Source organism: Arthrobacter humicola, from assembly GCF_022803015.1.
GTDB lineage: Bacteria > Actinomycetota > Actinomycetes > Actinomycetales > Micrococcaceae > Arthrobacter > Arthrobacter humicola_A.
On the sequence record NZ_JAFKON010000001.1, the window covers coordinates 851444 to 872209 of the forward strand.

Annotated in this window: 23 protein-coding genes; 7 read left to right on the forward strand and 16 right to left on the reverse strand. The window is 69.7% G+C overall.

Translation table 11 applies throughout. The features are described from left to right. The first annotated feature begins 73 nt into the window (after positions 1-73). Positions 74-652, forward strand: coding sequence for a TMEM175 family protein (locus tag ARTB_RS03950; protein WP_028276784.1), 579 nt, complete (start codon positions 74-76; stop codon positions 650-652). A 28-nt stretch (positions 653-680) separates the two neighbouring features. On the opposite strand, the gene ARTB_RS03955 is transcribed toward ARTB_RS03950, so the two are convergent. The 3 genes from ARTB_RS03955 to ARTB_RS03965 form a co-directional block, all read right to left on the reverse strand. Beyond that, positions 681-1028: a GNAT family N-acetyltransferase gene (locus ARTB_RS03955; RefSeq protein WP_243177798.1), complete on the reverse strand. Its 348-nt coding sequence runs from the start codon at positions 1026-1028 to the stop codon at positions 681-683. Positions 1029-1125: 97 nt separating this feature from the next. Next, on the reverse strand, positions 1126-2187 hold the full coding sequence (locus ARTB_RS03960) for a pirin family protein (RefSeq protein ID WP_243177799.1): 1062 nt from the start codon (positions 2185-2187) through the stop codon (positions 1126-1128). Between the two features lie 70 nt (positions 2188-2257). Beyond that, a complete protein-coding gene (locus ARTB_RS03965; RefSeq protein WP_243177800.1) occupies positions 2258-3541 on the reverse strand; it encodes an SAM-dependent methyltransferase in 1284 nt (427 codons plus the stop codon). A gap of 213 nt (positions 3542-3754) precedes the next feature. Here ARTB_RS03965 and ARTB_RS03970 point away from each other — a divergent pair, with 213 nt between their 5' ends. Together ARTB_RS03970 and ARTB_RS03975 are read left to right on the forward strand one after the other, a co-directional pair. After that, positions 3755-4102, forward strand: coding sequence for a hypothetical protein (locus tag ARTB_RS03970; RefSeq protein WP_043436051.1), 348 nt, complete (start codon positions 3755-3757; stop codon positions 4100-4102). Between the two features lie 210 nt (positions 4103-4312). Then, on the forward strand, positions 4313-4573 hold the full coding sequence (locus tag ARTB_RS03975) for a hypothetical protein (RefSeq protein ID WP_243177801.1): 261 nt from the start codon (positions 4313-4315) through the stop codon (positions 4571-4573). Here the strand turns inward: ARTB_RS03975 and ARTB_RS03980 are convergent. Together ARTB_RS03980 and ligD are read right to left on the reverse strand one after the other, a co-directional pair. Then, positions 4563-4700 (reverse strand): hypothetical protein, encoded by a 138-nt coding sequence (locus ARTB_RS03980; RefSeq protein WP_243177802.1) that lies wholly within the window; start codon positions 4698-4700, stop codon positions 4563-4565. The two genes, ARTB_RS03975 and ARTB_RS03980, sit on opposite strands and share 11 nt — an antisense overlap. Positions 4701-4767: 67 nt before the next feature. Continuing rightward, a complete protein-coding gene (gene ligD, locus ARTB_RS03985; RefSeq protein WP_243177803.1) occupies positions 4768-5793 on the reverse strand; it encodes a non-homologous end-joining DNA ligase in 1026 nt (341 codons plus the stop codon). 69 nt (positions 5794-5862) lie between these two features. Between ligD and ARTB_RS03990 the strand changes: the two genes are divergently transcribed. Beyond that, the gene (locus tag ARTB_RS03990; RefSeq protein WP_243177804.1) at positions 5863-6552 is read left to right on the forward strand and encodes an alpha/beta hydrolase family protein; all 690 of its coding nucleotides are present in this window, start codon (positions 5863-5865) and stop codon (positions 6550-6552) included. 23 nt (positions 6553-6575) lie between these two features. Here ARTB_RS03990 and ARTB_RS03995 read toward each other — a convergent pair whose 3' ends face one another. From ARTB_RS03995 to ARTB_RS04015, 5 genes are all read right to left on the reverse strand, one after another. Continuing rightward, positions 6576-7799 carry a macrolide family glycosyltransferase gene (locus ARTB_RS03995; RefSeq protein WP_243177805.1) on the reverse strand — a complete coding sequence of 408 codons (1224 nt, stop codon included), beginning with the start codon at positions 7797-7799 and terminating at the stop codon, positions 6576-6578. A 189-nt stretch (positions 7800-7988) separates the two neighbouring features. Further along, complete coding sequence (gene hrpB / locus ARTB_RS04000) at positions 7989-10682, reverse strand: ATP-dependent helicase HrpB (protein ID WP_243177806.1); 2694 nt, start codon at positions 10680-10682, stop codon at positions 7989-7991. 125 nt (positions 10683-10807) lie between these two features. After that, positions 10808-11524: an anti-sigma factor family protein gene (locus ARTB_RS04005; protein ID WP_243177807.1), complete on the reverse strand. Its 717-nt coding sequence runs from the start codon at positions 11522-11524 to the stop codon at positions 10808-10810. After that, positions 11521-12027 carry a sigma-70 family RNA polymerase sigma factor gene (locus ARTB_RS04010; protein ID WP_028276775.1) on the reverse strand — a complete coding sequence of 169 codons (507 nt, stop codon included), beginning with the start codon at positions 12025-12027 and terminating at the stop codon, positions 11521-11523. Before ARTB_RS04010 ends, ARTB_RS04005 begins: the two co-directional genes overlap by 4 nt. Positions 12028-12286: 259 nt before the next feature. Beyond that, positions 12287-12526 (reverse strand): hypothetical protein, encoded by a 240-nt coding sequence (locus ARTB_RS04015; RefSeq protein ID WP_243177808.1) that lies wholly within the window; start codon positions 12524-12526, stop codon positions 12287-12289. Between the two features lie 38 nt (positions 12527-12564). Here ARTB_RS04015 and ARTB_RS04020 point away from each other — a divergent pair, with 38 nt between their 5' ends. Beyond that, entirely contained in the window at positions 12565-13236 is a 672-nt protein-coding gene (locus ARTB_RS04020; RefSeq protein ID WP_243177809.1) for a hypothetical protein, read from the forward strand. Between the two features lie 130 nt (positions 13237-13366). After that, on the forward strand, positions 13367-13633 hold the full coding sequence (locus tag ARTB_RS04025; protein WP_018772760.1) for a hypothetical protein: 267 nt from the start codon (positions 13367-13369) through the stop codon (positions 13631-13633). Between the two features lie 71 nt (positions 13634-13704). Here the strand turns inward: ARTB_RS04025 and ARTB_RS04030 are convergent, their stop codons facing one another. Next, positions 13705-14037 carry a YegP family protein gene (locus tag ARTB_RS04030; RefSeq protein WP_243177810.1) on the reverse strand — a complete coding sequence of 111 codons (333 nt, stop codon included), beginning with the start codon at positions 14035-14037 and terminating at the stop codon, positions 13705-13707. A 263-nt stretch (positions 14038-14300) separates the two neighbouring features. Beyond that, a complete protein-coding gene (locus ARTB_RS04035) occupies positions 14301-14456 on the reverse strand; it encodes a hypothetical protein (protein ID WP_243177811.1) in 156 nt (51 codons plus the stop codon). Positions 14457-14775: 319 nt separating this feature from the next. On the opposite strand from ARTB_RS04035, the gene ARTB_RS04040 reads away from it, so the two are divergent. Further along, on the forward strand, positions 14776-15843 hold the full coding sequence (locus tag ARTB_RS04040; RefSeq protein ID WP_243177812.1) for a quercetin 2,3-dioxygenase: 1068 nt from the start codon (positions 14776-14778) through the stop codon (positions 15841-15843). Positions 15844-15959: 116 nt separating this feature from the next. Here the strand turns inward: ARTB_RS04040 and ARTB_RS04045 are convergent, their stop codons facing one another. The 4 genes from ARTB_RS04045 to ARTB_RS04060 form a co-directional block, all read right to left on the reverse strand. Then, the gene (locus ARTB_RS04045) at positions 15960-17207 is read right to left on the reverse strand and encodes a DUF3500 domain-containing protein (RefSeq protein ID WP_243177813.1); all 1248 of its coding nucleotides are present in this window, start codon (positions 17205-17207) and stop codon (positions 15960-15962) included. Then, positions 17185-18933, reverse strand: a complete 1749-nt coding sequence (locus ARTB_RS04050; RefSeq protein WP_243177814.1) for an FAD-dependent monooxygenase — start codon at positions 18931-18933, stop codon at positions 17185-17187. Before ARTB_RS04050 ends, ARTB_RS04045 begins: the two co-directional genes overlap by 23 nt. Next, the gene (locus tag ARTB_RS04055; protein ID WP_028276770.1) at positions 18933-19778 is read right to left on the reverse strand and encodes a fumarylacetoacetate hydrolase family protein; all 846 of its coding nucleotides are present in this window, start codon (positions 19776-19778) and stop codon (positions 18933-18935) included. Before ARTB_RS04055 ends, ARTB_RS04050 begins: the two co-directional genes overlap by 1 nt. Before the next feature lie 124 nt (positions 19779-19902). Further along, the gene (locus ARTB_RS04060; protein WP_243177815.1) at positions 19903-20763 is read right to left on the reverse strand and encodes an alpha/beta hydrolase; all 861 of its coding nucleotides are present in this window, start codon (positions 20761-20763) and stop codon (positions 19903-19905) included. Positions 20764-20766: the final 3 nt, after the last annotated feature.

The window sequence follows — 20766 nt, forward strand, 5'->3', positions numbered from 1 at the left end:
CCTACGAACCGCACGTCACGGCGTCGGCAGTTCCTCGTTGCATCTGCCACGATGCCCTGATTAAAGGCGGCCCATGAACAAGAACCGGCTGGAGGCCTTCAGCGACGGGGTGCTGGCGATCGTCATCACCATCATGGTGCTGGAGCTTCACGTCCCAGCCGAACCGACCTGGCCGGCCCTGCTTCACGAGCTTCCAACCCTGCTCAGTTACCTGCTGAGCTTCATCTATGTCGGGATCTACTGGAACAACCACCACCACATGCTGCATCTGGCCGGGCGGATCAACGGTGGGGTGCTCTGGGCAAACCTGCATCTGCTGTTCTGGCTCTCCCTCATCCCCTTCACCACCCGGTGGATAAATGACACGGGCCTGGCCGAGGTACCCGTCCTCGTCTATGGGCTGGACCTGCTGTTCGCCGCCATTGCGTACTACATCCTGAAAACAACCCTGATCCGCCAGCAGGGACGCGGCGGCGCGCTGGACCGGGCCATGGGGCAGGACTGGAAGGGCAAGGGATCGCCCGCGCTCTACATCGCCGGGATGGGGCTCAGCCTGGTGAACCCGCTCTTGGGGATCGCCGCCTATTCGGTGGTCGCCGCGATCTGGCTCATCCCGGACCGGCGTGTGGAGCGGTTCATCGCGCACACGTGAGTCCAGAGGCGCATCTGTCCCGGGGCGGCTACTGCCGGACGCGTTGAGCCAGCGAGGCGCTCAGGAACCGCAGTTGAGCCGGGGCCGGCTTTACCACGTGGGCCGCGTAGCCGGGGTGCTTGCCCAGGAACTTCTTGATGTAGGGACACACCGGAACGATCGTGAGGCCCGCGGCGACAGTCTCATCGAGTGCCTGTGCGGCCAGCACCCCGGCCAGCCCGCGGCCGCCATATTCCTCGTTGATCTCCGTGTGGTAGAAAATCCGCTGGCCCGCCCCGACGTCGTCCACGTAAGCGGCCTGGCCGATCACGGTGCCGGCGTCGAGCACTTCGAAACGGCTGCGCTGCGGGTTGTTACTGATGGTGATCGTGGTCAATATGGTCTCCTTGAGCGGGCCGGATTGGCCCGGCAGTCGGGCTTACGGGTGCAGGGCCGGCTGGGCTTGCCAGTATGGGCCTGCCGGAATAGACAGGTCAGCCGCGGGGCCGGATGCGGGCATTCGGCAGGGCCGGGGCCGGGAGAGCTGCGGGGCCGCCGGGCGGGAACGGACCGAACCGCAGGTCGGATGCTCGGCCGCCGGAGCCCGCAGTGCCGGCGTCCTCAGTGCCGGCGTCCCCAGTGCCGTCGGAGCCCGCAGTGCCGGCGTCCTCAGTGCCGGCGTCCGCGCCGATCTCGGACTGCCACTGGGTCCTGTACGCGACGATCTCCTCATGGCTGCGGCCGACGAAGTTCCACCACATCACGATTTTTTCGCCCAGCGGCTCTCCGCCGATCAGGAGAACGCGGGCTCCCTCGCTGCCCGCGACCAGGGTCAGGGACCCGTGGCCGACGGGCAGGTACGCGAGGTTGTCCTTCGGGACCGGCTGCCCGTCCAGGGCAAGGTTGCCCGAGTCCACGAGCAGGCCGTGTTCGAAGGACGCATCTGTTGTGGGCGTCAGCTCCGTCCCCGCTTCGAGCAGGAGCTCGGCACCGAGCAGGGGCGTGTGGGTTGTGACGGGCGAGACGGACCCGGCGAGCGAGCCCAGGAAGACGCGCACGGTCCAGCCGTTTCCGCTGACCGGCTCCGGACGGTAGTGCTCAAAGGTGGGCGCCATGTGGCGTGCCGTGTCCGGCAGCGCCACCCACAGCTGCGCGCCGTGCAGGACGGTGGTGTCCGGGGTGGAAAATTCCGAGTGGCTGATGCCGCGGCCGGCGGTCATGAGGTTCACTTCACCGGGCCGCACCGCTGCGTGGAAACCGGCCGAATCCCGGTGTTCGATCTCGCCTGTGAACAGCCAGCTGACGGTTTGAAGCCCGGTGTGCGGGTGGCGCGGGACTTTCATGCCGCCGGAATCGCCGACCTGGTCCGGGCCGTAGTGGTCCAGGAAGCACCACGCCCCAATGAGGCTGCGCTGGCGCTGCGGAAGGGTGCGCCGCACATCCATCGCGCGCGGGCCGCCCAGCGGGACCTGCCGCGGAACCAGGAGTTCGACGCCGGCGAAGGTCCCGTTTGTTTCGCAGAGGATTTCCTGGGGCGCGACTTCGGTATTGCTCATGATGACAGCCTAGCTTCGCGCGGTCCGCGGGTCAGCCTTCGCACACGGCCTGACCTTCCAGGACCGGGCCTCACATCCAGGCCGAACGGCGCAATGGGGGTTCCGCGCCGCCCGGGCGCTGGACCAGGATCTGGTTCACGCCCGTGATGCCGGCCTCGAAGCCGAGTGCGCTCGCGGCCATGTAGAGCCGCCACACCCGGGCCCTTCCCAGCCCGGCCAAGCGCACGGCCTCGTCCCAGTGCTCCTCCAGGTTCCGCACCCACGCCCTGAGCGTCAGGGCATAGTGGGGCCGCAACGCCTCGACGTCGATGATCTCCAGGTCCGCCGATTCGAGTGCCGCGACCATCTCCGAGAGGCTGAGCATCTCGCCGTCCGGGAATACATAGCGGGGAATGAAGGAGTCAGGGTCCGGCGGGGTCGCGCCGGCGTTCCAGGAAATCGCGTGGTTAAGCAGCCGTCCTCCCGGCCGGAGCAGGCCTTGCAGGTGGGAAGAATAGTGCTGGATCTGCTCGCGCCCCACATGCTCTGACATGCCGATGGAGCTGATCGCGTCGAACGGCCCGTCCTCCACGTCCCGGTAGTCCTGCACCCGGATGTCCACCCGGTCCGTGAGTCCGGCGTCCGCCGCCCGCTTGCGGGCCAGGGCCGCCTGTTCGACCGAGAGCGTCACCCCGACGACGTCGGCCCCATAGTGTTGCGCGGCATGCAGCGCCAGGCTGCCCCAACCGCATCCCACGTCCAGCACCCGCATGCCCGGGCGGAGCCCCAACTTGCGGCAGACCAGATCGAGCTTGGCGCTCTGGGCGGCGTCAAGCCCGGTCTCCTCCGACTCCCAGACCGCGCACGAGTACACCATGGAAGGGCCCAGGACGAGGGCGTAAAAGTCGTTCCCGACGTCGTAATGGTGGGAAATGGCCGCGGCATCGCGCCCCTTGGAATGCCGCCGGCCGTGCCTGCTCACGCGCGCTTCCTCCGGCGGCGGCGCCGGGTTCGTTCCGAGCGCGCCGAGCCGGACTGCTGTTTTGACCAGCGCGAACACCTCGCCGGGTGTCGGCGGCCGGAACGGGCCGGGCTCGGCGAACTTTCCCGCCGCACTGATGGCCGCGAAGGCGGCGAAGATGTCGCCGGGTGCCTCGACATCGCCGGCCACGTAGGCACGGCTCAGTCCAAGCTGCCCTGGGGACCACAGCATCCGTCGAAGTGCCCGCCGGGACCGGAAAACGACGACTGGAGCGTCTTCCGGTCCCGCTTCCGAGCCGTCCCAGGCTTTCAGCCGCAGGGGGATGCCGTCGGTGCCAAGGATGATCGCCAGCGCGTCGGCCAGCCGTGAAGCCGCATTCGTGGATGCCGTCATGTCCAGTGCCTCAATTCCAGTGCTTCGTCTCCGGTGCTGCGGGCTGAGCCGCGCCAGTTCCAAATCTAAGGGCATGACACGCCCGGCAACCAGAGCTTTGGTTCCGATTCCTTTCCCCGTCCCCTCACCTCCTCCCCGCACACCACTCCTTCCCAAAGCATCAGCGGCGAACGGCTCTGGCGCGTGGGGGTGCTGTTGCCTATGGTGTGTCCTATGTCTGAGTCTTTCTCGTCCCTCGTGGACACGTTCAAGAATGTCGGTGTGTCCCGGGCCTACGGGCCCGCCGTGAACATCGCAGGAGAAGAGATCGTCCCGGTAGCGGTGGTGTCCTTCGGGTTCGGCGGAGGCAGCAGCCCGGAAGACGCCCAGCCCGGCAGCGGCGGAAGTGGAGGCGGGGGCGGCGGCTTCGTCTTGCCCCTGGGCGTCTACGCCAAGGGCTCCTCGGGCCGCATGACGTTCAGGCCCAACACCGTCGTCCTCCTGGTGGCGCTGGCCCCTCTGGTGTGCGCCGTTGGCGTTTCGATCCGCGGCATTCTTCGCACCGTCCGTTCCCACCGCTAGCACCGCGGCCGCAGGGCCAAGGATTCCCCAAGCCCGTCCGGGCATCGTTGGGTCTGGCAGCCTGGGTCTCGGGTAGCCCTGTGGTCGGGCGTCGGACGGACTTGATCGACGATGAACTTATTCAGAACTGCATGTGCAGCAAGCCTGGGCGCGGCGCTCCTGATGACGGGTTGCGGCGCTCCCCCGGCCATACCGGGCCCCACAACCACGGTGACGGCCCCGCCGTCGGTGGTGGTCTTCGATCCGCAGACCAGCGGCAAGGTTCTGGCCGAGCGGATCAAGGCCCGCGCCAAACCCACGGACCCTGGCGTCACGATCTCCGAAGTGGAGTGCAAGAACTTCCCGGATATCAAGGTCAACACGCATACCGATTGCCAGATGGTGGTTAACGGTGTCAAACGCGGGTACCGGGCCACGTTCACCGAACGGGACGGACACTACGAAATAAAGGCCCAGGAACTCACCTGGTAGGGGTCACGGCGTAGGACATGGCGGGTTCCCGGTCGTCGTCGGCGTCCACCCAGGCCGCGAAGTCCTTCAGCGACATGAAGCAGTAGTAGTCGCAATAGCGCAGGTTCTTCTTCTCCGACTTGCTCATGCCGGTAATTCGATGCGGGCGCGGTCACGGATGGGCCGGCGGCTGTTGCCTGTCCGCGCGGGCAGCCTCAGCCGCTGTTGCGCGCGCGGCTGGGTTGCACCCGCGGCGGTTCCCCGGGCATCTTCGGGAAGTCCGGCGGGAACGGCATCTCCCCCAGCCCGGCCTCGATATCCCTGTCCCACCATTCGAGGAGGAGATCGACGGTGCCCGCGCCGCCCGAATGCATGCCCTCCCACGGATCGCCGGTGGCTTTGAGCCGTTCCGGCACGGTGACGATCGTGAAGGTCGTCGGATCGGCGGACTCGAGCTCCTCCCAGCGGATTGGGCACGACACGGTGGCAGTGGCGAGTGCACGCGGGCTGTAGGCCCCCGCTATCGTACGGTCACGGTTCGCCTGGTTGAAGTCGGCGAAGATGCGGGCGCCGCGTTCTTCCTTCCACCAGGCGGTGGTTACCTGGTCGGGCAGGCGCCGCTCGAGTTCGCGCGCCGCCGCGATGACTGCATGCCTCACATCCAGGAACTCCCGGGTCGGCTCGATCGGTGCAAAGACATGGAGCCCCCGGTTTCCTGAGGTCTTGATGAACGCATCCAGCCCGGCCTCCGCGAGTAAGCGGCGTAGCTCCATCGCGACCGGAACGGCCTCGGCGAACCCGGTACCCGGCTGCGGGTCGAGGTCGATCCGCAACTCGTCCGGATTGTCCGGATTTCCGGCCCGGGAGGGCCAGGGGTGGAAGACCACCGTATTCATCTGCACCGCCCACACCGCGGCGGCGATTTCGTCAATGACAAGCTGGGGATGCGAGCGTCCGCTGGGATAGACGACGTCGACCGAACGGATGAAATCCGGCGCACCCTTGGGCGGGTTCTTGGAGAAGAACTGCTCGCCGTCCACCGTGTCCTTGAACCGCTGGAGGGTCACCGGCCGGTCCCCGTTCGCCGCCAGGAAGGCATCCCCGACGGCCACCATGTACCGGGCCAGGTCCAGCTTGGTCAGTCCCAGGCCGGGCCAGACGACCCTCGCCGGGCTCGACACCCGCAACTCCCGGTCGCCGTGCGGACCGCTGACGGTGAGATGGACTTCTTCCTTGGCCATGGGGACAACCTACCCCGGCGGCGGGGACAGTTGAAGAGCGGAACATCCTCCACCGGGCATGATGGACACATGACAACGCCCGAGCTCCCGATCACCCTTGACGTCGGCGACGCCGCAGTGTCGGGCGTCTTTGCCGGCCCCGAGGACTCCTTCGCAACCCTGGTTGTTGCCCACGGCGCCGGGGCGGGAATGGACCATCCCTTCCTTGTGGGCTTCACCCGCGCCCTGAACGAACTCGGCGTCGCCACCCTGCGCTTCAACTTCCCCTACCGCGAGGCAGGACGAAAATTCCCGGACCGGCCGCCGGCTGCCATCGCCACCTGGCGGGCGGCCATGGCCGCCGCCGCATCCCGTTCCGCGGGCCGGCCGTTGTGGGCCGCCGGGAAATCGTTCGGCGGGCGCATGGCCTCAATGGCCGTGGCGGAAGGCATGCCGGCTGCCGGGCTGGTCTATCTGGGCTACCCGCTGCACCCGCCGGGGAAACCGGAAAAGCTCCGCGACGAGCACCTCTATGGGCTGACGCTGCCGATGCTCTTCCTGCAGGGCACGCGGGACACGTTCGCCACCCCGGAACTGCTGGAGGCCGTGGCGACCAAAATCGGGCCGTCCGCGACCGTGGAGTGGCGCGAGGGCGGGGACCACTCCTTTGCCGTTGCCGGCGCGAAGCGCAGTGCCGACGAGGCGGGGGCGTCACTGGCGGCGACGGTCGCCGAATTCCTGAAGACACACGGCGATAATCCGGCGGCCGCGCTCCCCTGACCGGTCTGGCGTCACGGCCCGGCCTAACCGACGTCGCCGAACCGGCCCGCCCCGTGCTGCACGCGCGCCTCGATGGCGTCGGCGGCGGCCACGGCCCCTCCCGCGCTGCGGACAACATCACGCATCGCGGCCAGGTTGCGCCGGACCTGCGCGTCCGTATGGACCGCGGTGACCGCGGCCCGGAGCGCTTCGGACCCGACGTCCTCCGGCGCAAGGCGCAGGCCAAGACCCAGTTCTTCCAGCCGGCGGGCGGTGGCCGCCTGTTCCGGCTGCTGGGGCACGGCCACCATTGGGACGGCGTAATACAGCGCTTCCATGGTCGAATTCATGCCCGCGTGGGTGATGAAGACGGCGGTCCGGCGCAGTACCTGCAACTGCGGGAAGACCGGCCGGACCCGGATGTTCGGCGCAATCGTTCCGAGATCGGCCATGCTGGTCTGGTCCCCGACGGCCATCGCGACGTCCCACTCGCTTCCGCCGAAGGCGTCAAGGCACATCCGGAAGAAGTCCGGCCGGCGGTTCAGCGGGGTGGTGCCCAGCGAGATGAACAACAGCGGTCCCGTTCCCTCACGCTCCCATTCGCCGTCGGTGTCCCGGCCGCCGACGCTGGGACCCACAAACCGGAACCGGTCATCGAAGGTCGCCCCCATGGGCTGGAATTCGCGGGGTAGGAACACGATGTTGAACGGCGCAGGCGGACCATCGAACATCCGCGGTGTCCGCACGCCCTGCCCGGCCGCGAATTCCGCCAGCAATCGGCCCATGGCCAGGGCAACCTTGGCCATCTCATCGGCGCCGTCCGGTGGCGGGGCAGGCATCAGCGATCTCAGCGAGAAGTGCTCGTTGGTGGCATAGGTGGGCATGAGGGCAATGGCCGGGGCGCCGATCTTTTCCGCCGCCATGCTGCCGCTGAGCGTCATCGCGTCAAAGCAGATGGCGTCCGGCGGGTCCTGGCGGAGTTGATCGACCAGCGCCGGAAAGCTGGTTCTGAGGTCCTCGAACACGCGGTGCATGATCGGCAGCATGAGGTGCGCCTGCGCCCTCTGCCCGGGCCCCAAGGAAGGCATCGATGCCATCCAGTTCCCGCCGGACGCGTGAAAGTCCGCGCCGGCCTTGCGGATCAGCGGTTCAAAGTCGGCGGACGTGAAGTATGTGACCCTGTGCCCCCGGACCACGAGCTCCGCCACCAGCGGCAGGGTCGGGTTGACGTGTCCGTAGGCGGGAATGGAGACGAACGCAAGGTGCATGGCCATCACTCTTCATCGCGTGGCTGATTTTTTTGTTTGACGGGCAGGTTTGCCCGGCCCGGTTGACCGGCCTGTTTGCCCGTCGTCCCGCGGGTCCGGAGGCCCGCCGGCGTCGTGCTCCTTCATCATGCCCCTGTTGACCGCGCGGCGCGAGTGGTCAGTTGGCAGCGCCGGGCAGCTGGTCAGGCGTTAGTTCCGCGGCTTGGTCCGGGCCGTCGCGGGCGCGGTCCACGGGTCTTCAGGCCACGGATGCCGCGGATAGCGGCCGCGCATTTCGGCCCGGACCTGGGCGTAGGGCCCGGACCAGAAGGACGCGAGATCGTCCGTCACGGCCAGGGGCCGGCGGGCCGGCGAGAGCAGGTGGAACAGCACCGGCACGCGCCCGTCGGCCAGCCGCGGCGTCTCCGCCCAGCCAAAGCACTCCTGCAGCTTGACGGCCACCACGGGCCGGCCGGTGGCGTCTGCGGCGTCCGGGTAGTCGATCCGGATCCGGGATCCGCTGGGGACCGCCAGCGACTCGGGTGCCAGTTCGCCCAGCCGGGCCGCCTCGGGCCACGGCAGCAGCCGGCCCAGCGGGCCGGCGAGGTCGATCCCGCCCGTCGATGCCCCGCCGGCCAACGCCGCGAGCTCCGGGGCCAGCCAGTCCTGAAGCCGGGCCAGCAACGCGGGCTCGGAAACGTCGGGCCATGCCCCGCCCAGCTCCCGGTGCAGCAGGGCAAGACGGCGGCGCAAGCCGTCCGCCGCGTTCGACCATCCGATGGTGGCCAGCCCCTCGCTGGCCAGTGCGCGGGCCACAGCTGCGCGGCCCTCCTGCGCAGGAGGCCGTACCGGGGTGGACGAGAGCACGATCGCGCCCAGGCGGCGCTCCCGCCGGGCCGAGACCCGGCCCTGGCTAAACCGCGCCTGCAGCGTGTCGCTCAGGAGGTTGCCGGCGGCGGCCTCTGCGGTGTCCGCCGTCAGCGGCGCCGCAGAGCGGATGACGGCACCGGTCCCCGCGGCATCGCGCCCTTGTGCGCGGGACACTTCGGCCACTCCCAGCCATTCGTGCCCGGACAGGGCGCTGCCGGCCGGCAACCCGGCCCGGGTTCCGGAGGTCAGCAGGTATTGTGCCGGCCCCTGGCCCGGAACGCGGCGCGCCACCCGGTCCGGAAAGGCCAGGGCGACGACAAACCCGACGGCCTCCGCGGCACCAACGGCCCCAGCAGACGCAACCGGCGCGGCGCGGGATGGCTTCTGGTGCCCGCCACCGGTGGATTCCTGCCGGGCGATTGATTCCATCCGCCGGACGTCCTCCGACCAGCGCCGGGATCCGGGATCGCGGCCCGTCCGCAGCGCGGCAAGCAGTCTGGTGAGGTCTGCGCCCGGTGCGCGCTGGTCCCCCGACACCAGGGCGACGGCCTCGGCCGCCGTGCGGTAGCCCACCGTCGCGGCGCCGTCCAGCAGGGCGCGGGCAAGGCGGGGGTCAGTCGGGACCCGGGCCAGGGTCTTGCCCACCTCGGTTGCGTGACCGTCCGCGGTGACGGCGCCGAGTTCCCGCAGCACTTCGACGGCCTCGTCCATCGCGGCCCGGGGCGGCGTGTCCGGCAGCGCAAGTCCCCGGCCGCCGGGGGCTCCCCAGCAGGCCAGGACCAGGGCGGCGCCGGTCAGGTCAGCTGCCGCGATCTCCGGCGTCGGGTGCGCCGGCGCGGCACCAAAGGCCCTCTGGTCATAGCAGCGGATCACCGTGCCCGGGCCCTGGCGTGCGGCACGGCCGGCACGCTGGTCCGCGGACGCCCGGGAGCAGGACACCGTCACGAGGCCGGACATTCCGCGGCCGGCGTCGCGCCGCGGCTCGCGGGACAGCCCGGAATCGATGACCAGCCGGACGCCCGGAACAGTGAGGGAGGACTCGGCGAGTGCGGTGGAAACGATGATCCGGGCAGCCCCGCCGGGCTCACGCCCGGAGACGGCGCGGTCCTGCTCCGCCGCCGGGGCCTGGCCGTGGAGTTCCAGAACCTCGGCGCGGCTCCGGCCACGGAGCCGCGCCGCCACGTAGGAAACCTCCCACGCGCCGGGAACGAACACCAGGGCGTCCACGTCCCGTCCGCCAGCCAGCGCGGCCGCATGCCCGGCCGCTGCCGTGTCGGCCACATGGTCCAGGAAGGCCCGGGCCACGCCCCGCTCATCCAGCCGCGGCGCCGACGCGGGGGCCCATTCCACGTCCAGCGAAAAGAGCACGGACGGACAGTCAATGACCGGTGCCGGGCCGCCGCCGTCGTCGTTTCCGTCCGCCGCCTCACCGATCAGCGTGTCTCCGATCAAGGCGGCGAAGCGGGGGGCATCGAGGGTGGCCGACATAGCGATCAGGGCGAGGTCGCCGCGCAACTGGCGGACTTCGGCGAGCATGCCAACGAGGAGGTCGGTCTCCAGCCCGCGTTCGTGGACCTCATCGAGGATCACGGCGTCCGTGCCCTCGAGCCCCGGGTCCGCGAGGAGGCGGCGAAGCAGGATGCCGGGGGTAACGAACTCGATCACAGTACCGGGGCCGGTCTGGCGTTCCCCGCGGACCGTGTAGCCCACGCGGTCGCCGAGCCGGGTGCCGTCCAGGGCGGCCAGGCGCCGGGCGGCCGCACGGGCAGCGACGCGGCGCGGCTGGGTGACCACGATCCGCGGGCGCCGGCCCCTCCCGCCGGCGGCGATGTTTGCGAGCAGCGGCGGCACCAGCGTCGTTTTGCCTGTGCCGGGAGGCGCCTGCACCACCGCGGACGCCCCCGCACCACCGGCGTGCAATGCCGCCGCGAGGGCTCCCAGCGATTCCGCAAAAGCCAGGCCAGCCCCGATGGCGTCGAGGTCGAAGAGCCCCTTCGCGCAGGCTGGGTCCAGGGGTGTGTTCGCGGAAGTCACGCCTCCATTGTCCCTGCAATGGAGTCCTGGCCATCCATCCGGCGCCGCGCCGCTGATCCACCCGCCGGCGCCCCGCCGGCGCGGGCACGGGTGCGGCCCCGTTCGTGCACGCGGGTGTGCCGGCGCTACGGGTGCGCGGCCAGGAGCGTCTTGCCGCTCGCGACGGCACGGATTTCAATGCTGCGGATATCGGCTCTCGGGACAACTGTGGTGGCCGTCGGTGTCGCCACTGTCCCCGGCGTTGCTGTCCAGGTGGCCACCTGGGTGGTGGCGCCGCGGGAGTCGAGAATCACCAATCCGTACTCCTCCGGCGCGCGGAGACCGCCCGGCAGAGCATAGTCGGCCGGGGACGGCGTGTACGTGCACTGCCAGTCGATCTGCGTTCCCCACGGCTGCGTGGTCAGGGATCCGGTGGCCACCATGGCACTGTCGGCGACCGGGGTGAAGTTCAGGGCCGTCGCGGATGCGGCCTGGATCTGGGCAGCCGGGGGCGGGGAGGCCGTGACCTCAACGTAAACCGCGCCCGCGGCGGCAGCGGCGCCCAGCATGATCCCGGCGACAGCCAGGCGGGTGCGCCGGCGGCCGCGCTGGACCTTGCGCGCCAGTCCGGGCTGCAACGTCGGTGTCCGCCGTTCGCCGTCAGTCCGCCCGAGGGACTGGGCTTCCTCGGGTGAGAGTGCTGCCAGCAGCGACGGCAGTCCGGCAAGTTCGGCGACGGCGGCCCTGCAGCCAGCGCAGCCGGACAGGTGCTCCTCGAACTCGTGCCGCTCAGAGGAGACGAGGGATCCCAGCACGTACGCGGCATCCCAGCGCCGGTACTCATCGGTTCCGTTCCGGTTCATGGCGTCACGCCTCCCTCCTGAAGGGCCAGCCTCATCGCCCTCAGCGCGTAGTGCAGGCGCGACTTCACTGTTCCCTCGGCCAGTTGAAGATTTTGCGCGATCTCGGCGGTCGTCTCCCGCAAATAGTACGAATGAATGACGACGGCCCGGTGCTCGGCGGACAGCCCGGCGAGCGCATCCGAGACAAGCCACCCGTCCAGGATCCTGTCGACCCGGTCCGCCTCCGGAATCTCTGGCAGCTGGTCGGTTGCCGTTTCGTGCCGGCGGCGGGCGCTGCGCCGGTCATCGATGACGAGATTGCGGGCGACCGTGTAAAGCCAGGCCCGCACCGCCGGCTCCGGGCGCTGCAGAATCGCCGGGTGTTTCCACGCGCGGATCAGCGTCTCCTGCACGACGTCGTCCGCCAGGGCGCTGTCACGCGTCATTCCCATGACGAACCGCCATAGCGCCGGGCCGTAAGCCTCCTGCAGCGATCGCAGTAACTCGGCCTCCTGATCGGACATTTCCGCCTCCTTGGAGGTAGGACGACGCCGGGCGGCAAACAGTTCACTTGCGCCCGGCGCGGTCAATGGCCGCAGTCCGTGTTGAACCTGCAGGCTGCCGGAACCGTTGTAGGGACAGGTCCGGCCGCCCCTGGCCGGCCATCCCTAAGGAGAGCACAATGAGGATTCTTCGCCCGGCGACTGCCGCCGCGGCGTTGGGCGCCATCCTGCTGCTGGGGGCCTGCTTCGGCGGGCACACAGCGACGCCGGCACCGGCCCCCTACACAGTCCCGTCAGTTCCTGCGACGGGGAACCCCTCACCGTCGCCCAAGGACCCCGCCAGCAACGCGGCTCCGCCGTCGACCGTTGCCGCGCCCGTTGCGCCGGCGCCGCCACGGTATGTTGCCCCGCCCGTTGCGCCGGCCCCGCCACGGTACATTGCGCCGCCCGCCCCGGCGCCCATGATCCGGCCGCCGGCGCCCGCCCCGCGGCGCGTCGCTCCACCGGCGCCGCGGCCCATGGTTCCGCCGCCCGCCCGGGTGCCTGCCGGAAACGATCATGATGCCGACAACAACGGAGGACCGGACGACGGTGACGGCAACAAGTAGCAGCCACGGGGCGCTTGGGCCGGGCCCCGGCAGGGGGCTCCTGTTCGGGGTGCCGGCGGCGCTAGCGGCCTTGGCCCTCGGCGCGTGCGGCAGTCCGGCCGGGAACCAGACGGCGGCGCCTGCCTCCGGCCCCACCCCGTTCGCGTGGTTCCGTCCCGGACCGGCCCCGGCAGGATGGCAGCCGCTGGAGCTTCCGGACACGACAGCCGTGCTGGCCATCCCACCTGATGCCGCTCCCGTGCCGGGCGACCCCGGCAGCGTGTCCGCGACCGTCACCGCACCCGACGGGGACCTCCATATCTATCTCAATGCCACGCCGCAACAGGGCGACGAGTCGCTGGCCAATTGGCCCGAATTCCGGCTGGCCCATCTCAGAGGCGAGAACGCCGCATCCGCGAGCCGGCTGCAGTACCGCGCCGGAATGGGGTTCCGGGGAGGCACCGGTTCCTGCGTGGAAGACACCTATGTAACGCGGATCGGTGCCCACAATTACCGTGAAATAGCCTGCCTCGTTGCAGGAACCCGGGGAAGCAGCGTCCTGGTTGTGGCCACGCCGGCCGATTCCTGGGACCGCTTCAGCCCGGTGCTGCAGCAGGCGGTGGACGCGTATGCCCCCGAATAGGGGTACGCCCCCATCCCGATCGAGCAGGGTGGCCTGAACCGATGGAGGCAGCCGGCTGGCCGTGGCCGGTTGGTTTAGTCACAGCGAAGGCGGGAGACTGGATCAACTCGATCACGAAAGTGGGAACCACATGATCAATCTCAAGCAAGACGCCGAGGGGTTCATCCGCATGAACCGGCACTTCCCGGAAAAGTCGCTCATCAGCATCACGTTCACGGACGGCTCAGAACACGTCTATTCCGGGCACCGCCTCAACGGGATCTACGACGAGGCCCTGGCGGAGTACCGGGCGCAGAACCACCTGGATGCCAAGGGGTTCTCGCGGGCCCCCAAGAAAACGGTCCAGCCAGCGAACAAGATCGAGTTCGTTCCGGTGCACGCCGGAATGGACCCGTAGCGGCGCCCCTGGCCACCCAACGTCCGCGTGGGCCGGTCTGCCGCGGCCGGGTCGCCGTGCGCCCTGCCGGATCAGCCGACGCCTACCGCGCCCGGCCCGTGCGCCGGGCGGCGGAGGGCCCGGGCGCGGATCCGGAGGTCGTTGTCGTGCACCCGCCGGTCGACGCCGGGCACCGGCGCCGGAGTGCTTCTCGGCCGCGGTGCCGCCGGACTTGCCGGCGGCTCCGGGCACAGATCACTGATCAGCCCCATGCCGGCATACTCGCGCACCGCGGTGATGCCGGCAACCGCTGCCGGCTTGTCCGCGAAGCCCTTTGACACGGCCAGTACTGCCCCGTCCGGTGCCCTGAGCCGAAACCTGAAGCAGGCATCAGCGTCAACGAAGAGTTCAAATGTGCCGGCCATGACGATCCTCCCGGTTCGCGGGCTCCCCGTCCGGGCATCATTGCCACGGGGTGAAGGGGAAAGCGTCGCTGCTGCCCGCTGGATTGGTTTGTCCCTGAGGCTGAACGGATGATGTCAGCCCGTCATTAAAGTCTCGCTGCGGCCGTGGAACGCCCACAAGGCAAGTCACGTAAATCCCAGGTAAATAGAAGCCAACAGCCGTGCGCGGGCAACCGCCGTCTGGGTCCTCCGCGGGCAGGAACACTGCCGCCTCAGCGGTACCCCTACAGGGGCGGCCAATGGTCGCGGCAGTAGTCACCGCGGCTGACGCCGGGAGATCCTTGCGGGATGACGCGGTCCCAGGAGGGGCCGACGGCCTCGCTCCGCTCTGAAGGCTCGGCTGCCGCGGTGCGGCCTGCGTCGCCGGGAAGCCAGGTCATGACTGAATCGTTGGACAACGTACCCCCCATTGTTCTTGGCTGGAGGCGCACCGGCTCGCATTACGGACCGCCATGCGCCTCACGCAAGACTAGCCGGGAGTACTGACACCAAAACAGGGACTTTGGACCGTATCGGCGAATGGCCGCGGGCGCCTACCCCTGACCGCCCGCCGGCCGCCGCCAACGGCTTCCCGGCGCCCAACAGCCCGGAGCGACGGACAGAAGTGTTTCATCCATTGGAAATGGAGGTCGCCGCGGCGGAGAATCAGGGGCAGTCTTGGGGGCAGCCCGCGCTCCACAGACAGGAAAGAAGGATGCGATGTCCCTCAGCGTTGAGGAAATGAACAAAGAGCTCCCGTTGGCGAATGTGCTGCCGGGCGACGCCGTCCCGTACTACATGGCGTCGGGCGAAGGCGCCCGCTATGAGATCGCCGGCCAGCTGGTCACGGTGGTCGCCCGGGCGGCAGACACTGGCGGCATTTTCAGCGCCGCCTACATCTCCGGCGGCATGGGGGCCGAATCACCGTTTGTGAGCCACGCGGTGGAACACAAAACGCTGTACGTCTTCGACGGCATCCTGCACGTCTGGCTGCCGGGCGAAAGCCGCATCCTGACTCCCGGGGATTCCGTGGTGATCCCGCCGGGAACCCCGCACGCGTACCGGATGGCTAGCCACTACACCCGGTTCCTGAACTGGATGACACCGGGCGGCGCCGAGGCCTACTACGAACGCGTCGGCACACCCATCGATTCGCACGTCCCACCTGTCACCCCGGGCCGGAAGCCCAGCCTGCAGGAGTGCGCGGCGGTGGGCGCCGAATTCGGCATCACGTTCCCCGACGTCGAACGGGTGGCACCGTCTTTCCGGCAGGACGCCGGGCTGCCGGCGGCTCAGAGCCCGTACTTCCTCAGTGCGGGCGAGGGCGAGCGGATGGTCAGCTACCAGACCATGTTCACGTACCTGTCCCGGCCGGCGAACACGGGAGCGAACTACTTCGCCGTCCACACCAAGGGCGCCAAGTCCCCCTACATTCCGCTGCACTTCCACGAGCAGCACACGGAAAACTTCCTCTGCACCGAGGGCCGGATGTGGATCTACGCCAACGGCCGCGAAGTGCTGCTCACCAAGGGCGACTTCCTCCACGCCCCGGCCGGGACCATCCACTCCTTCGCCTTCGATTCCCACAACACCCAGATGGTCGGGTTCCTGACGCCGTCGGTCTTCAACGGCTTCTTCGAGTACTTCAACAAGCCCACGGAGGATTACATGTACACCGAGGGCGGCGAGCCCTACATGGACATGGAGGGCTTCGGCCGGGCCCAGGCCGAGATGGACCTGACCGTGGTGGGTCCCCCGCCGCAGCGCAGGGCTGCGCTGGACATCTAGGCGGACCTGGGCATCTGGCCCGGTTTTCCGGTCCGGCTGCAGGTCCCACACGAATGGCCCGGAACCCCCGCGGAGGGTTCCGGGCCATTCGCGTCGGTGGACGGCTTGTCAGCGGTTCATGACGCGTGTCCGTTCAGAGCCTGGCGCACCAGCTCGCGCCCGTAGTCGTTGCCGTTCGGGGTGCGCAGCACCGTGTGCATGTGGAACGGGGCCGGGGTGTCATTGCTGAGGAAGACGCCTGTGTGGTGGTCCAGTTCCATGACCAGCACGGGGCTCTGCAGGCGGAAGTAGAAGGCGTCCTGCGCCTCCCATCCGCCGATCCAGCAGAACCAGGTTTCGTCCCAGTGGGCCGCGATTTCCCGCAGGCGGACGGTCCGCGGCCCGTCGGGGAGGAACGCGATGAAGTCTGCCACGAGCTGGTCCAGGATCGCGCGTGCCGCGGCGGGCATCGCGCTGACCGGGATTCCCTCGTAGGGAATCACGCGGTTGTCCTGGAAGCAGCCGGCCAGGTGACGTTCGTCCCCGGGGTGCAGCCTGCCCTCCGGCATGGCCGGGTCCTGCATGTCCTCGAAAAGCGTGGCCTCGTCCCGCAGCGGCCCGGGCAGGGCTTGCATGAGGCGCCGCGCCAAGGCGATCCGCTCCTTGAAAACGGCCACGCCCTGGTGCGGGCCGGCGTCGATGACGTCCGGTTCGGCGCCGAGGAACACCGGCGAGACCACCAGCTGGGTCCCGGCCACCAGGGCGTTGAGCGCCACGTGGTGGCCGAAGAGTTGCCAGCCCCACGGGGACGTCTCCGACGGGTCACCGTAGAGGGCGAAGTTGTAGCTTAACTCGTTCATCAGCTCCGGCAGCTCCACCAGGTCGCCCAGGAATCCATTGATCCGCATCAGGTTACGGACCAGCCCGTAGCCGGCCGGACTCAGGCTCGCCGCCACGACGGCCAGGATCTGTTCGCGCACGTCCGGGTCCAGCTCGTCCAGGCGCAGGCCCGTGTCATGTTGCAGGAATTCCGGGTTGGCCCAGCTCTGCCATTCGTGCGCGTCCACCCCGTAGCGGAGCTGTTCGGCCTGGGCCGGCGTGAGTCGTGCCAGCAGGTCCCGGGCGGCGGCCGTCATGGCGGCCGCCGGCGCCTCCTCCCCCGCCGGCGCCGTCTCGAGGGGGTACAGCCCGTCCCGGCGGACCCCGTCGCTGGTCACCCCGGTGAAAGGCTCGGGGTATTGGGCGGCCCAGCCTTGGATCATGGGACCCGCGAAGGGATCGGTCTTTGCCGCCTCGGCATAGCCGCGGGCATCCAGGCCACGGATCTGCGCCACCCGCGGGTGGTCGGGCGGGTAGAGATAGTCACGGAAGGACGGCACGGACACGTGTTCTCCTGTCGGGGTCTTCGGATGGTGTTGCCAGCGGCCAGCCGGCGGCCACGCCAATGGCCGCGGCGGCCCCCACGGGGTCGGTCCCCCGCCAGGCGACGTGCTGGTCCGGGCGGACCAGCACCGCGGCGGCCTGCCAGTGCGTGGTCATCGGGGTTCCGTCCTGGTCGGGTCCGACGTCGACGACGGACAGCGGGATTTTGTGGATCGCGGCGGCGGCCAGGACCGCCGCGTAGGCCTGCCCGGCGGCCGCGCCGCCCAGGCTGTCGCGGTCCACCAGGAGGGTGAAGCCGCTGCCCAGCAGGTCGTAGAGCGACGTTGTCGCGTCGAGCCAGGCGTGTGGCAGCAGCGATCCCGGGCTGGCGGAGGGGACGTAGCTGACGGGGTCCTCGGCGGGGACGGACAGGCCGTCCGGGACCACCAGAGGCGAGGAGCCGTACGTGTAGCCCAGCACCAGTCCCAGCGAGTCGAACTCGCTTTGTTTGACGGCCAGCGCATCCTTGGCGACCCGCCGGGCTGCCTCGCCGTCCGCATCAGCCCGGCCCAGGGCCGGGTCCGCGAAGTGGTAGGCCAGCGACTTGCCGTTGGCGGCGGCGTCGCGGATGGTCCGGGCCGCGACGGGCCGGCGCTCCAGCTCATAGCTGCCGGGCAGGGCCGGGCCGGCCCAGCCCTCCAAGGCGGCGGCGATCTTCCAGGCCAGGTTGGCGGCGTCGCCGATGCACGTGTTGAACCCGTGCCCGCCCCAGGGCGGATTCAGGTGCGCCGCGTCCCCGATCAGGAACACGCCGTCGTGCCCGTATCCCGGGGCGAGCAGCATGCGCGCCGTCCAGGGGTCGGTGGCGATGACCTCGACGTCGACGTCGGCCCCGACGAGCGAACGGACCAGGTGTCCGGCGTCGGGTGATCCGCTGCCGTCCACGCCCTGGATGATGGCCCACCAGGTGCTGCCGAGGTCCAGCGGCCCCACCATGCCCGAAACCTCGGGTCCCAGGACCCAGTACTGGACGGCCGGGTCCAGGGTGATCGCGGCGGCGAGGGTGTCGGAACGGAACAGGACACTGATGTTGGAGAGCTCGGCGGAGCCCCCGGCGAGGCGGATGTTCAGCCGGCGGCGCACAGTGGAGGACCCGCCGTCGGCCGCGGCTACGAAGTTGCAGTCCACGGCCTTGCGCCGCCCGGTTGCGTCGGACACCGCCACGCGCGAGCCGAAGCGCGGCCGGCCTGGGCCCGGCGTGCCGCCGCCCTGGTTGATGTCCAGGTCTTCCACGCTCAGGCCGGTCAGCAGCGTGATGAGCGGGGATTCGGCGGCGGCCTCCCGGAGCACGGCCTCCATGACGGGCTGCGGGACCTGCTGCCCGCATTCCGGCTGGGGGCCATACCGGCCCGGGACGAGCTGGAAGGCCTGGCGGAACCGGGTGACTTCGTGGCCGGTGAGGGCGGAGCAGAAGATGACGTCCTGGGCGTAGGCGACCGGCAGCGGCGCGGCGTCGCGGAGTTTGTCGGCAAGCCCGAGGCGGCGCAGGTGCGTCATGGTGCGGGCGTTCGTGGTCTTGGCGCGCGGCCGGTCCTGGTCAATGGTGGTCCTCGGCTCGATGACGAGGCTGCGGATGCCGCGGTGCGCGAGGTCCAGGGCCAGGAAGAGCCCGCTGGGTCCTCCGCCGGCGATCAGCACCGGCACCCGGTCCGGGAGGTCGCCGAGGGCCGCGTTGTTGACGGCGGTCATCAGGCCCGGGCCCGCAGTGACGGCCCGCCGACGGGCGTGGTGAGCGTTCCCAGGGTGTCGATTTCCACTTCGACCGTGTCGCCGGGCTGCAGGAGCCACGGCGGGGTCCGGACGTAGCCGACCCCTTCCGGGGTTCCCGTGGCGATGACGTCACCGGGATGCAGGGTCATCGTCTGGCTGATCAGGGCGATGATGGCCGGGACGGAGAAGATCATGTCCCGGGTGTTGCCGTTCTGGACCTCGGTGCCGTTGACCCGGGTCCGGACCTGCAATCCCTCGCGAAGGTCCCCGGCCTCGTCGCGGCTGACCAGCGGGCCGAGGGGGCCGCTGAAGTCGCCGTTCTTGCCCAGGGTCCACTGGGCGGTGAGCTTTTGGGCCCGCCGCGCGGTGAGGTCGTTGAAGGTGGAGTAGCCGAAGACGGCTTCCGCGGCGGTGGCTTCGTCCGCGGATTCGACCCGCCGGCCCACGTAGGCGGCGACTTCGCCTTCCCAGTCCAGTCCGGCCTCGCCGGCGGGCACCGGCGCGGGGACGTTGCCGACCGACAGGGACGCGGTCCACCGGCCGAACAGCGTGGGGTACTCGGGCACGGAGAAGGAACCCTCGGCGGCGTGGGCGCGGTAGTTCAATCCCACGCAGATCACGCGGGCGGTGGGCGGGACCAGTGGGACTTCGGTGACGTCCGCGCGGGTCAGCGACGCGCCGCCGGCCGTCAGGGACAGGGACTTTTCCTGCCAGCCGGCGGCATCCGCCCAGAAATCCTGGACCGGAGCCAGCGGGTAGACCCGGCTGTCGGCCAGGGCCGCAACCCAGGCCGCGCCGTCGTGGGTGATGCCGATGTACTGCATGTGGAGGGCCTTTCAGGTTCCGCCCGGACGGGCGGGTGAGGGAACTGGTGATCGTGGAAAATTGGCAGGGCAAAGCTGCCCGGGTCAGACCGGGGCCCGCACTGGCTTCGCGGGGAGGGCTCTGTCAGGGGACTTGGGCCTGGCGGAGGAAGAAGTCGACGGTGGCGTCCATGGCCTTCTCCGCGGCGGCCGGGCTGTGATCGGGCAGTACCCACATGTGGTCCGCGTCCTCGATCAGGAGCAGTTCGACGTCGGTTCCGGCGGCTTCCAGCGCCGCCGCTAGGGACGTCGACTGGGCGGGCGGAACGAAGCGGTCGGCGGTTCCGTGGGCCAGGAAGAACGGCGGTGCCGAACGGCTGGCGTAGCTGATGGGGCTCGCCGCAGACGCCTTCGCCGGCTCGTCGGCCAGTACAGCACCGACAAGGAGTTCCTCCCTGGATCCGGGATCGTTGGCCCTGGCAACGGCGCCCGGCAGGCTCTGTTCGGCCATCCTGCCCAGGTCCGTGGGCGGGTACCAGGCTGCCACCGCGGCGACGGCATCGCCGGCATTGACGCCGTCGGCATTGGTGGTGAGACCCACCAGGCTGGCGAGATGGCCGCCCGCGGAGTCGCCCCACGCGTAGATCCGCTCCGGGTCCACGTTGTAGTCGGCGGCATGGTTCCGCAGCCAGCGGACGGCGGCTTTCGCGTCGTGCAGCTGGGCCGGGAAATGCGCCTCTTGGCTAAGCCGGTAGTCCGCCGATGCCACCACGAATCCTGTGTCAGTGAACGTTTGGAAGGCGCTGTTGCCGAATCCGTCCAGGACCGGGCCCAGGGAAGACCGCTCCCCCATGCGCCAGCCGCCCCCGTGGAAATGGACCACCGCCGGCCGGGGAGCCGCCCCGCCCTCAGGACCGGGAAGGTAGAGGTCCAGCAACAGCGGGCGGGAACCGTCGTCACCCGCGCGGGCGAATTCGATGCCGCTCAGCACGCGACCTTCCGTCATCGT